Below are 12,476 nucleotides of genomic sequence, written 5' to 3'. Positions count from 1 at the left end.
GGACTCAGCAGGATTCGAACCTGCGACCGCTCGGTTCGTAGCCGAGTACTCTATCCAGCTGAGCTATGAGTCCGTGTCTTGCCGCGCATTATAGGTCGCTGAAACATTTTTGCAAGAACGTTTTCGTTTAAAAACAACTACTTAGCGTTCCTACCGTTTACAGCGCCCTACGCAAATAATGGCGGTGAAGGGGGGATTCGAACCCCCGATACCCTTATGAGGTATACTCCCTTAGCAGGGGAGCGCCTTCGGCCACTCGGCCACCTCACCGCAACACGAGGCGAATATTAAACAGGATCTTCCTCGCTTGCAACCCTTTTTTTTAAAAAAACTTCAAAAGAATTAAAGGCTTGGCTCCTCGTCCTTCTCTTTCTTGATCCGCAGGTAGATTTCCTCGCGGTGAACAGCCACTTCTTTCGGGGCGCTGACGCCAATACGCACCTGGTTGCCTTTGACGCCAAGCACCGTCACGGTGATCTCGCCGTCTCCAATGATCAGGCTCTCGGCGCACCGACGAGTCAGAATCAACATAGCTTTCTCCTTACGCAAAACATTCAGGGGTAACAGTCTTTGGTATCGGGGCCTGGTCGTGGACGACGACCAGGCCCCGGTTACTCGCCACACATGGCAGGACAGGCCATGCGTGGCGAGCAGAAACGCGAAGGGCGCGGCAAGCCGCGCCCTTCCTGGCAGCGCCTTACTCGCCCTGTCGCACAGGTGCGTCGAGCTCGAACGCGGTGTGCAGCGCGCGCACGGCCAGCTCCAGGTACTTCTCTTCGATCACTACCGAAACCTTGATCTCGGAGGTGGAGATCATCTGGATGTTGATGCTCTCCTTGGCCAGCGCTTCGAACATGCGGCTGGCAACACCGGCGTGCGAACGCATGCCGACGCCAACGATCGAGACCTTGGCGATCTTGGTGTCGCCGATCACTTCACGGGCACCGATTTCGCGGGCAGTGTTTTCCAGCACGTTTTTCGCGCTCTCGTACTCGTTGCGGTGTACGGTGAAGGTGAAGTCGGTGGTGTTATCGTGGGCAACGTTCTGCACGATCATGTCGACTTCGATGTTCGAAGCGCTGATCGGGCCGAGGATCTTGAAGGCCACACCCGGGGTGTCCGGCACGCCGCGAATGGTCAGCTTGGCTTCATCACGGTTGAAGGCGATACCGGAAATGATCGGCTGTTCCATGGATTCCTCTTCATCAATGGTAATGAGGGTACCCGGACCCTCCTTGAAGCTGTGCAGCACGCGCAGCGGTACGTTGTACTTGCCGGCGAACTCCACCGAACGGATCTGCAGCACCTTGGAACCGAGGCTGGCCATTTCCAGCATCTCTTCGAAGGTGATCTTCTCCAGGCGACGGGCCTGTGGCACAACGCGCGGGTCGGTGGTGTAGACGCCATCGACGTCGGTGTAGATCTGGCACTCGTCAGCCTTCAGCGCCGCCGCCAGGGCCACGCCGGTGGTGTCGGAGCCGCCACGGCCCAGGGTGGTGATGCTGCCGTGCTCGTCGACGCCCTGGAAGCCTGCTACCACGACCACGCGGCCTTCCTTGAGGTCGGCACGAATCTTCTGGTCGTCGATCTGCAGGATGCGCGCCTTGTTGTGCGAGCTGTCGGTGAGGATGCGCACCTGGTTGCCGGTGTAGGACACCGCTGGCACACCACGCTTGATCAAGGCCATAGTCAGCAGGGCGATGGTGACCTGCTCACCGGTCGACACGATCACGTCCAGTTCACGCGGAACCGGCTGATCGGTGATCTGCTTGGCCAAGTCGATCAGGCGATTGGTTTCACCGCTCATGGCCGACAGCACAACCACCAGGTCGTCGCCCGCTTCACGGTGTTTCTTGACCTTTTCGGCTACCTGCTCGATCCGCTCGATGGAACCGACAGAGGTGCCGCCAAATTTCTGTACGATCAACGCCATTTCAATGGTGCCTCAGCCCATACAGGGCCCCAAAAAACAATCCAACATGAAGAAGCCGGCGACTAGACCGCCGGCCCCTTCATCTCAAAGTCCCTGCTCTGCGAATGGCACGGCCAGCGCCAGGGCCTGGTCCAGTGCAGCGACGTCGACGCCACCACCCTGGGCCATGTCCGGACGGCCACCGCCCTTGCCACCCACCGCCGCAGCGGCTTGTTTCATCAGATCGCCAGCCTTGAGTTGGCTGGAGAGGTCTTTGGTCACGCCGGCCACCAGCACAACCTTGCCCTCATGCTCGCTGCCCAGCAGGATCACTGCGTGGCCGAGCTTGTTCTTCAACTGATCGACCAGGGCCAGCAAGGCCTTGCCGTCCTGCCCATCCAGGCGGGCGGCGAGGACCTTGGCACCCTTGACCTCAACAGCCGCGTTGGAGAGATCGTCCCCGGCGGCGCTGGCGGCTTTGGCCTGCAGCTGTTCCAGCTGCTTCTCCAGCTGGCGGTTGCGCTCGAGCACAGCCGACAGCTTGTCGATCAGGTTGTCGCGGTTACCTTTGACCAGTTGCGCGGCTTCCTTGACCTGCTCTTCGGCAGCGTTCAGGTAGGCCAACGCAGCGGCGCCGGTAACTGCTTCGATACGGCGTACGCCAGAGGCCACGCCGCCTTCGCTGATGATCTTGAACAGGCTGATATCACCGGTGCGCTTGGCGTGGATACCGCCGCACAGCTCTACCGAGAAATCACCACCCATGCTCAGCACACGCACGGTGTCGCCGTACTTCTCGCCGAACAGCGCCATGGCACCTTTGGCCTTGGCGGTTTCGATGTCGGTCAGTTCCGTTGTCACCGGGGTGTTCTTGCGCACTTCGCGGTTGACGATGTCTTCCAGGGCCTTGATCTGCTCTGGCTTCAGCGCCTCGAAGTGGCTGAAGTCGAAACGCAGGCGCTGGCTGTCAACCAGCGAGCCCTTCTGCTGTACGTGTTCGCCCAGCACCTGGCGCAGCGCTTCGTGCAGCAGGTGGGTGGCAGAGTGGTTCAGCGAGGTAGCGTGCTGCACGTCGGCATCGACCTTGGCCTCGACTGGCGAACCGATTACCAGCGCACCGCTGGCGACCACGCCGTGGTGCAGGAAGGCACCGCCAGTCTTGGTGGTGTCGCGCACGTCGAAGCGCGCAGCGCCGGCCTGCAGGAAGCCGGTATCACCCACCTGGCCACCGGATTCGGCGTAGAACGGCGTGCGGTCGAGCACGACCACGCCCTGCTCGCCTTCACCCAACTGGTCGACGGCCTGGCCGTCCTTGTACAGGGCGATGATCTTGCCCTGGCCTTCGGTGGCGTCGTAGCCGAGGAATTCAGTGGCGCTGTCAACCTTGACCACGCTGTTGTAATCCATGCCGAAGGCGCTGGCGGAACGCGCACGCTCACGCTGGGCGTCCATCTCGCGCTCGAAGCCGGCTTCGTCGATGGTCAGCTCGCGCTCACGGGCGATGTCGGCAGTCAGGTCCATCGGGAAGCCGTAGGTGTCATACAGCTTGAACACCACGTCGCCCGGTACCACGTCGCCTTTCAGCTGGGCCAGGTCCTGCTCGAGGATGCGCAGGCCTTGCTCGAGGGTCTTGGCGAACTGCTCTTCTTCAGCCTTCAGCACGCGCTCGATGTGCGCTTGCTGGCTCTTCAGCTCAGGGAAGGCTTCGCCCATTTCGGCGGCCAGCGCGGCAACGATCTGGTAGAAGAAGCTGCCCTTGGCGCCCAGTTTGTTGCCGTGGCGGCAGGCACGACGAATGATGCGACGCAGCACATAGCCACGGCCTTCGTTGGACGGCAGTACACCGTCGGCGATCAGGAAACCGCACGAGCGAATGTGGTCGGCGACCACTTTCAGCGACGCCTGGCCATCATTGCTGCAACCGATGGCCTTGGCCGCAGCTGCCAGCAAGTTCTGGAACAGGTCGATCTCGTAGTTCGAGTGCACGTGCTGCAGCACGGCGCTGACGCGCTCCAGGCCCATACCGGTGTCCACCGACGGCGCTGGTAGCGGGTGCAGCACGCCGTCGGCGGTGCGGTTGAACTGCATGAAGACGTTGTTCCAGATCTCGATGTAGCGGTCGCCGTCTTCTTCTGGCGAGCCGGGTGGGCCGCCCCAGATGTCCGCGCCGTGGTCGTAGAAGATCTCGGTGCACGGGCCGCACGGGCCAGTGTCACCCATGGTCCAGAAGTTGTCGGAGGCGTAAGGGGCGCCTTTGTTGTCGCCGATGCGTACCATGCGCTCGGCCGGCACGCCAATTTCCTTGGTCCAGATGTCGTAGGCTTCGTCGTCAGTGGCGTAGACGGTGACCCAGAGCTTTTCCTTGGGCAGGTTCAGCCATTGTGCCGACGTCAGGAAGGTCCAGGCGAAGGTGATGGCGTCGCGCTTGAAATAGTCGCCGAAGCTGAAGTTGCCCAGCATTTCGAAGAAGGTATGGTGACGCGCGGTGTAACCGACGTTTTCCAGGTCGTTGTGCTTGCCACCGGCGCGCACGCACTTCTGGCTACTGACAGCACGGGTGTAGGCACGCTTCTCCGCGCCGAGGAAGCAGTCCTTGAACTGGTTCATGCCGGCATTGGTGAACAGCAGGGTCGGGTCGTTGTTCGGGATCAACGAACTGGAGGCGACTCGGGTATGTCCCTGCTCTTCGAAGAAGCGAAGGAAGGCTTCACGGATTTCTGCGCTTTTCATAGGTTCTTCCACGGAAACGGCGGCCGTTTGGGCTGATACGTCGAATCGACGAAACGACGGCAAAGGGCGCCATTATATCCAGCCTGAACGGCGGATGCAGTGTGTTTATACGCCCGAAACGGTCAATCGGCACGAAATCGTCATTTCGGACTTCAAAGTGGAGGCTATACGGTTCAGCGCCTCGTCACAACGCCCCCTCCTCGTCCATCTTGCCCCTAGATAAGTACCACTCCTCGCCTGCACAACCCTTTAGCTTTGGCCGCAGCGACAACCACCGCCCCCCATTCACAGCAAGCGAGCCTTCTCATGCACCCCAACCCCGTCTATTTCATTTCTGGCAGGACCAGCGGCTTTCAACAGCAGGCAGACACATCCATCGATGGCCAAGCCGTTCATCGTTTCTACGAATACCGGGACGACAAGATAGACGTCCTTCTCGAACAGGTATGGTTCGATCAGGGCCAGATCCCGGGCAAGCACCACATGGTGATTCAGAGCCATGCCTCGGCGGTCGATGTCGACATTTCCACCTACGATTGCCACCTCAAAGCCATTGTCGGCAACAAGAGGTTCATCCTCGCCCCTACCCACAGACACACCCTCATCATCAGAACAGCATCGGGTGAGGCCAACGTCCGCGTGGCGAAGGACGTGAAGACGCCTGTGATCATTCAGGCCGCAAAAGGCCGCGCACACATCACCACCGGCGGCGGCATCACCGAGGTCTTCACCGGCAGTAGCGATGCACAAATCAACGTGGGCCAGGGGCTAACATTCATCAAGCGCGGCTCGGCAAGCGGCCGTATCGGCGGTCATATCCAGGGAATCGACGGTCATATCCTGGTCGACGACCCCCATGAATCAGTCATTTATGCCCGTAACCAGGCGGGTGACGCCCGCTTCGAGCAACCCCTCTCCGCCCCGCTCGCCGCACTCGCCAACAACACACTCGACATACAAGGCAGCGATACCTTCAAACAGGCCGTTCACAACCACCTGGTGTTTCTTTGCCACACGGATTGCGGCCAGCAACTTCTGACTCAACTGGCGAAACGGTCCTGGATAAGGGTCACCGAAACACAGCTGGCCACCCGTTTCGACGTCTACACATCAGACCCGACCGACGATGACCATTACCTGCGACGAGACAGCAAACTGGAGTGGGTAGCCGGCTTGCCGGCCGAGGGCGGAAACCTGGCACTCAACCTGACGCGCTCGGACAGCGACAATTTGCCGCTGCTCGACTTTTACCGTTGCTTGTGCGAAGCGTACAGCGCCTTCAACGGTACGACGGTACCTGGCCACACCTCAATAAGCACTATCGATCGCAGGCAGATCCAGGTCGACAACGCACACCTGCAAGCAATTGGCCTGCCGAGCGGCCCTCTGTACGATTTCGACAATAACCCCGACACGGCGCCAACCGACACCAACCCGTCACCCTTCAACGAAAACGCGCTGCGAATGGAACTGGGCCTGCCAGTACGCACCTACTACTGAGCGAGCCCATGTGGTGCGCCGGGACGCGCGCCACCTCCGCCATCAGCCCAGCCGCTGCCCCGAATCCGGCACAATGAGAATCCCCGCGCGCAAGCCGTTCTTCACCCTGGGGTTGGGGAAGATGATGCGCGCGCCCTCCTCCTCGACCACCCAGCGCGTCTCGGCCAGGTCTTCGGCCAGCAGGTAACCCTTGCTCAACTCGGAAAAGTTCTCGATGTCCGCCGGCAAATGCAGGTGGAAACTGTCGCTGTGCTTGATGATTTCGCGGGCGACGCTGAACAGCTGCAGGCCATCCAGCGAGCCTTCACCCTCTGGCTCGGTGCCTTCGATGATCTGGATCAGGCGCTGCTCCAGCCGGTCGAGGTTGACCTGCTCGTTCTGGCCAAACGGGCGGGCCTTGCCCAGCTCCAGGGTGAAGGCTTCGGCCTCCAGCTGTTCGTAGGTAAAGGCACTGAAAGTGATGGAGGATTTGCTTTGCAGCAGCACCGCCTCCATGCCGGCTGCCGCCAGGCGCGCCAGTTCGCGACGGGAGTGCTTGCGCCCCTCTTTATAGGGGTACAAGGCAAATTGCTCGATCTTCGAACCACGGATGGCGGTATGCAGGTCGTAATGCAGGCGGCTGCGCCCCGGCTTGCTGAAGAACACCCGGGCGAACTGCTCCAGCTCGGCGGCACGCAATGCCTCGAAACCACTGGAAAGCTCATGGCGGCCATTGAACAGCCGGTTGATGTCCTGCTCGATGAAGCGCTCGCCCTTGCGGATAGCCGCCGGGTTGCCGAACAGGAACAGCAGCCGTGCCTTGGGTTTGATCTTGCCGTTGGCCACGCCGTGCAGCAGCCGTTCGAGCAATTCGATCGGCGCCGTTTCGTTGCCATGGATGCCAGCAGACAACAGCAAGTCCAGCCCGCAATCATCGCTTTCGGCGGGGCGCACTTCGAGCGCGCCCTCCCCCAGCCAACGCAAACGCGCGCCCTTGGGTGTCACTTGGGTCTTCTCGGCCGGTTCGTGATCGGTGAGGGTCAGCTCAAGCAATTTGCCAAGGGCGAGCATAGGGGCTTCCTTAGTGGTGGTGGCCGCAGTCAGGGCCATGGACGTGATCGTCGTCTTCGCCAACCTCAGCCGGCTCCATTTCCAGCTGCAGGCTGACCAGGTTGGTGGCCATCGGGCGCAGCAGCAGGTTGGCGTATTCGGTGTCGTCTTCGTCGACGTCCACACCGATCAGCAGCTGGCCACGGCCGTCCTGCTGAATCCACACTTCCTTGCCTTGCCAAACCACGGCAAAGCGGGTGCAGGAGGTTTCCAGCTGGGTGCCGTCTTCATCTTCGAGGATCAGGCGCAGGGCGTCGGTCATTGCAAAGTCTCTCTTCAAGGTTGGCGTTGGAACGGGTATACCGAGCCCAACTTCAGGATCTGGGTCAATTCGTCCAGTGCCGTACGGCATTCCACCAGCAGTTGCGGGTCGGCCAGGTCCGCTTCGCCCAGGCGATCGCGGTAATGCTTGTCGACCCACTGCACCAGGGTGTCGTACAGCGGGGCGGTCATGATAACGCCTTGGTTGACCGCCGCCAGTTCCGATTCCTTCAACGCTACACGCAAACGCAGGCAAGCCGGGCCGCCGCCGTTCTGCATGCTTTGCTTGAGGTCGAATACCTTGACCTCCTTCACCGGGCCACCCTGGCTGGTCAGCTGGCCCAGGTAGGCCCAGACCCGCTCATTGTTGCGGCACTCTTCCGGCACCACCAGCAGCATGGAACCGTCATCGCGGCTGAGCAGCTGGCTGTTGAACAGGTATGAGCGCACGGCATCCTCTACCGCCACCTCTGCCCGCGGTACACAGATGGCCTGGAAGGTGCCACCCTTGCTGGCCAGTTTAGCTCGCAGCTGGCCAAGCACCGCGTCGGTCTCGAGGAAAGCGTCCTCGTGGTAGAACAGCACCTCGCCGTTGCCCACCGAAATCACATCGTTATGGAACACGCCCTGGTCGATCACTGCAGGGTTCTGTTGAGCGTAGACCACCCCGCCATCGCTCAGCCCATGCAGCCGGGCCACGGCCTGCGAGGCTTCCAGGGTTTGCCGGGCCGGGTACTTCTGCGGCGCCGGGTAACGGCTGTCGAAGGCACTGCGGCCATAGACGAAGAACTCCACACCCGCGTCGCCATAGGCACGGCAGAAACGCGTGTGGTTGGCCGCGCCCTCGTCACCGAACTGTGCCACGGCAGGCAATGCTTCGTGGTGGGCAAAGTGTTTCTCGTTGTTGAACATGGCGCCCAGCACACGGCTGGTGGTCGGGTGCTCAATGCTGCGGTGATACTTGCAGTTCAGGTTGGCGGCGGTGAAATGCACGCGGCCATCTGCAGTGTCGGCACTGGGGCTGACCGTGGCGGCGTTGGCCACCCACATGCTCGACGCCGAGCAGCTGGCCACCAGCAGAGGCATGGCCTCTTTGGCAGCACGCTGGATCACCTCGGCATCGCTGCCGCTAAAGCCCAGGCGGCGCAGCGCGGCCACATCCGGGCGCTCCTGGGGCGCCAACACGCCCTGCTTGAAGCCCATGTCGGCCAGGGCTTTCATTTTCGCCAGGCCCTGGCGCGCGGCTTCGCGCGGGTTGGAACCCTGCTGACTGTTGCTCTGCGAAGCCACGTTGCCGTAAGACAGGCCGCCATAGTTGTGGGTAGGCCCCACCAGGCCATCAAAATTCACTTCATAGGATTTCATCGGCTAGGCTCCGTGACCTGTTGTTATAGGGTGACGCCCGGCGTCAGGGTCGCCGGCAAGGCAAGGCTGGCGGTCTCCAGCGAAGCCACGGGGTAAGCGCAGTAGTCTGCCGCGTAATAGGCACTGGCCCGATGGTTGCCACTGGCACCCACGCCACCGAACGGCGCACTGCTGGCGGCGCCGGTCAGTTGCTTGTTCCAGTTGACGATACCGGCGCGGCTGCGCAGCCAGAAGTACTGGTAGCGGGCACGCGAGTCGGAGAGCAACCCGGCGGCGAGACCGTACTGGGTGTTGTTGGCTTCATCGATGGCAGCATCGAAATCGGCATAACGGATCACCTGCAGCAGCGGGCCGAAGAACTCTTCGTCCGGGCGCTCGGCCACGGCCGTGACATCGACAATGCCCGGGGTCAGCAACGCGGCACCGGCCTGCGGCTGGGTCATTTCCAGCAGCTTCACGCCACCTTTGGCGGCCAGTTCGGCCTGGGCCGTAATCAGCGCACGCGCCGCCTGCAGCGAAATGACCGAGCCCATGAACGGTGCCGGCTGCTCATCGAACGTACCCACCGTGATGGTTTTGCACACCTCGACCAGGCGCACGATCAGCGCATCACCCCAGGCGCCTTGCGGCACCAGCAGGCGCCGCGCGCAGGTGCAACGCTGGCCGGCGGAGATGAACGCCGACTGGATGATGGTGTACACCGCAGCGTCCAGGTCCCTCACCTCGTCTACCACGAGCGGGTTGTTGCCGCCCATTTCCAGGGCCAGGATCTTGTCCGGGCGACCGGCGAACTGCTGGTGCAGCAGGTTGCCGGTGCGGCTGGAACCAGTGAAGAACAGGCCATCGATCCCCGGGTTGGCGGCCAGCGCCACACCGGTTTCACGCGCCCCCTGCACCAGATTCAGCACGCCCGCAGGCAGGCCGGCGGCGATCCAGCAGTTGACGGTCAGCTCGGCAACCTTGGGCGTCAGCTCGCTGGGCTTGAACACCACGCAGTTACCCGCCAACAGCGCCGGCACGATATGGCCATTGGGCAGATGACCGGGGAAGTTGTAGGGGCCGAACACCGCCACCACGCCATGGGGCTTGTGCCGCAGCACGGCCGTGGCGTCGGCCAGCGGGCCGCTCTTTTCCCCGGTGCGCTCGCGGTAGCTTTGTACCGAGATCGCCACCTTGTTGATCATGCTGGTGACTTCGGTCGCCGATTCCCACAGGGGCTTGCCGGTTTCCTCACCGATGCACTGGGCCAAGGCTTCGGCATGCTTTTTCAGCTGCTCGGCGAACTTCTCCAGCACGTCGATACGCGCCTCGAGGCTCAGTTGCGCCCACGCCGGAAAGGTCTGACGGGCTGCCTGGACGGCGGCGTCCACCTGGCTGGCGTCAGCGCCCTGCCCTTGCCAGATGACAGCCTGGGTCACCGGGTTCAGCGACTGCAGGGCTTCGCCCTGCCCCGCCAGCCAATTGCCTGCGATGTAATGCGTGGTCATTTACTGGGCCTCCCGGCTGGCCGATAGCGGCACGGCACGCACGTTGTCGCCGGCACCCATGCGCAGACGCTTGGCGGTCAACGGGTCGACCACCAAGGTACCGGCGGCCAGCCGCGCAGGCGCGGCAGTGATGCGGCAATCGTCGCGTTTGCGGTTGTGGATGATGTAAGGGGTGGCGTCGTCGCCCGGCGTGCCCACCGCCAGCACCAGCGTCTGGCTCTCGCGCACCGCGCGGATCTTGGCGGTATCACACTCGATGGCCGGGCCTGCGTCGAAGATGTCGACATAGCCCTGGTAGTTGAAGCCTTCCTGCTTGAGCATGGCCAGCGCCGGCTCGGTGTCGACGTGCACGCGGCCGATCACGTCGCGCGCCGCCTCGGACAGGAAGCAGGTGTACAGGGGGAACTTGGGCATCAGCTCGGCGATGAACGACTTGTTGCCAACACCGGTCAGGTAGTCCGCCTGGCTGAACTCCATCTTGAAGAAATGCCGGCCAAGGCTTTCCCAGAAAGGCGAACGCCCCTGCTCGTCGGACATGCCGCGCATTTCGGCAATGATCTTCTTGCCAAACAGCTCCGGGAACTCGGCAATGAACAGCATCCGCGCACGCGACAGCAGGCGGCCATTGAGCCCGGAGCGGTGATCGCTGCGCAGGAACAGCGAGCACAGCTCGGAATTGCCGGTCAGGTCGTTGGCAAGGAACAGGGTGGGGATTTCGCGATAGATCTTAAGCTCCTGCGAAGCACTGACGGTAAGGCCGACCCGATAGTTGTACCAAGGCTCGCGCAGGCCGACGGCACCGGCGATGGCACTGATGCCGACCACCAGTCCTTCGTCGTTTTCCAGCACGAACAGGTAATCGGTGTCGCCACGCTCGGCTTCGCCACGGAAGCTCTTTTCCGCCCAGCCAACGCGATGCCCCAGGCGTTCTTCGTTGGCCGGCAGCGTGGTCAGCCCGGTGGTGCCGGTGCTGCGTGCCAATTCGATCAACGCAGGCAAATCGCTGCTGCGTACAGGACGAACGATCATGCTATCTCCTTGTGCGGCGGCGTCGGCCGGCGCAAAACTCTTCTAACGCATCAATCCCGAAACGTCTGTTACCAGACCTCAGACCGCGACCAGGCGCACGCTGCCACCCTCGCCCACACCCAGCGCATCGGCCGCCGCCAGGCTCAGGCACACCGGTTTGCCGGGCACCCAATCCAGGTCCAGCAGCACCGCGCGGTAGTCCTGCAACTGGCCATTGCACACCAGGTACGGGCGCCCGCCCTTGCCTGGGGCGTCCTCGATTTTCACCGGCGCCGAGCGGCTCTGGGCAATCGAGCGAATGCCTGAGGTGCGCGCATGCAGGGTCGGGCCGCCGTCGAAGATGTCGATGTAGTGCTCGGTTTCGAAGCCTTCGCGCATGAGGATGTCGAAGGTGATCTGCGCGCGCGGGTGCACCTGGCCCATGGCTTCCTGCGCCTCATCGGGCAGCAGCGGCACGTAGATCGGGTAGTGCGGCATCAGTTCGGCGAGGAAGGTTCGGCTCTTCAGGCCACACAGGCGCTCGGCGTCGGAGTAGTTGAGGTCGAAGAAATTGCGGCCGATGGCATCCCAGAACGGCGATTCGCCGTTCTCGTCGCTGTAGCCGACGATTTCGGTCACTACCGAGTCGGCGAAACGCTCCGGGTGCGCGGCCATGAACAGCAGGCGACCGCGCGAATTGAGCTCGGCCCAGCCGCTGTTCACCAGCTCCGGCAATACATAGAAGCTGGTCAGCAGGCTGTTGCCGGTCAGGTCATGACACAACGACAGCACGTGGATCTTGTTGTGGATCTTCAGCTCGCGCGAGGCGTGCACGAAGGTCTCGTTACGAAAACTATAGAAAGGCTCGGAATACCCAGCCGAAGCGACAATGGCCGAGCAGCCTGCCAGCTTGCCAGTCTCGCTGTCTTCGAGCACAAAGAAATAGCTTTCCTCGCCGTTGAAGCTGACCTCGGCGGCGAAGGAAGTCTCGGAAGCGGCGATCTTGTCGCCCAGGCGAGCAGCGTCGTCCGGCAGCGAGGTGACACCAATGGGGCTGTCTGCAGCCATGCGCTGCACTTCGTTCAGATCAGCCATTTGCGCGGGGCGCATCACCAGCATGGTGT

The 12,476-nt window shown here is 62.1% G+C and carries 10 protein-coding genes and 2 tRNA genes; 1 reads left to right on the top strand and 11 read right to left on the bottom strand.

All coding sequences use genetic code 11. From position 1 onward, the window contains the following. From SB765_RS25525 to alaS, 5 genes are all read right to left on the bottom strand, one after another. Positions 1 to 73, bottom strand: a tRNA-Arg gene (locus SB765_RS25525). 106 nt (positions 74 to 179) lie between these two features. Continuing rightward, positions 180 to 270 (bottom strand) — tRNA-Ser (locus tag SB765_RS25520). A gap of 72 nt (positions 271 to 342) precedes the next feature. Beyond that, entirely contained in the window at positions 343 to 531 is a 189-nt protein-coding gene (csrA, locus tag SB765_RS25515) for a carbon storage regulator CsrA (RefSeq protein WP_003254503.1), read from the bottom strand. 166 nt (positions 532 to 697) lie between these two features. Then, positions 698 to 1,933, bottom strand: a complete 1,236-nt coding sequence (locus SB765_RS25510) for an aspartate kinase (RefSeq protein ID WP_016498499.1) — start codon at positions 1,931 to 1,933, stop codon at positions 698 to 700. Positions 1,934 to 2,017: 84 nt separating this feature from the next. Continuing rightward, the gene (alaS, locus tag SB765_RS25505; protein ID WP_016498498.1) at positions 2,018 to 4,642 is read right to left on the bottom strand and encodes an alanine--tRNA ligase; all 2,625 of its coding nucleotides are present in this window, start codon (positions 4,640 to 4,642) and stop codon (positions 2,018 to 2,020) included. A gap of 306 nt (positions 4,643 to 4,948) precedes the next feature. On the opposite strand from alaS, the gene SB765_RS25500 reads away from it, so the two are divergent. Beyond that, the gene (locus tag SB765_RS25500; protein WP_410932119.1) at positions 4,949 to 6,142 is read left to right on the top strand and encodes a M91 family zinc metallopeptidase; all 1,194 of its coding nucleotides are present in this window, start codon (positions 4,949 to 4,951) and stop codon (positions 6,140 to 6,142) included. Positions 6,143 to 6,184: 42 nt separating this feature from the next. On the opposite strand, the gene astE is transcribed toward SB765_RS25500, so the two are convergent. The 6 genes from astE to aruF form a co-directional block, all read right to left on the bottom strand. Beyond that, on the bottom strand, positions 6,185 to 7,192 hold the full coding sequence (astE, locus tag SB765_RS25495) for a succinylglutamate desuccinylase (RefSeq protein WP_063423047.1): 1,008 nt from the start codon (positions 7,190 to 7,192) through the stop codon (positions 6,185 to 6,187). Positions 7,193 to 7,202: 10 nt separating this feature from the next. Beyond that, a complete protein-coding gene (locus SB765_RS25490; protein WP_016488488.1) occupies positions 7,203 to 7,493 on the bottom strand; it encodes a hypothetical protein in 291 nt (96 codons plus the stop codon). A 14-nt stretch (positions 7,494 to 7,507) separates the two neighbouring features. Then, positions 7,508 to 8,857, bottom strand: coding sequence for an N-succinylarginine dihydrolase (gene astB / locus SB765_RS25485; RefSeq protein ID WP_410912522.1), 1,350 nt, complete (start codon positions 8,855 to 8,857; stop codon positions 7,508 to 7,510). Positions 8,858 to 8,880: 23 nt separating this feature from the next. Further along, positions 8,881 to 10,344 carry a succinylglutamate-semialdehyde dehydrogenase gene (gene astD / locus SB765_RS25480; RefSeq protein WP_410932118.1) on the bottom strand — a complete coding sequence of 488 codons (1,464 nt, stop codon included), beginning with the start codon at positions 10,342 to 10,344 and terminating at the stop codon, positions 8,881 to 8,883. Beyond that, positions 10,345 to 11,373: an arginine N-succinyltransferase gene (gene astA, locus SB765_RS25475; protein ID WP_016498492.1), complete on the bottom strand. Its 1,029-nt coding sequence runs from the start codon at positions 11,371 to 11,373 to the stop codon at positions 10,345 to 10,347. A 78-nt stretch (positions 11,374 to 11,451) separates the two neighbouring features. Further along, the gene (aruF, locus tag SB765_RS25470; RefSeq protein ID WP_016488492.1) at positions 11,452 to 12,471 is read right to left on the bottom strand and encodes an arginine/ornithine succinyltransferase subunit alpha; all 1,020 of its coding nucleotides are present in this window, start codon (positions 12,469 to 12,471) and stop codon (positions 11,452 to 11,454) included. Positions 12,472 to 12,476: the final 5 nt, after the last annotated feature.

Source organism: Pseudomonas sp. SIMBA_067, from assembly GCF_046534675.1.
In the GTDB taxonomy this organism is placed as follows: domain Bacteria; phylum Pseudomonadota; class Gammaproteobacteria; order Pseudomonadales; family Pseudomonadaceae; genus Aquipseudomonas; species Aquipseudomonas putida.
Note: the sequence above shows the minus strand (reverse complement) of the source record. Positions and strands in the feature narration are given on the sequence as shown.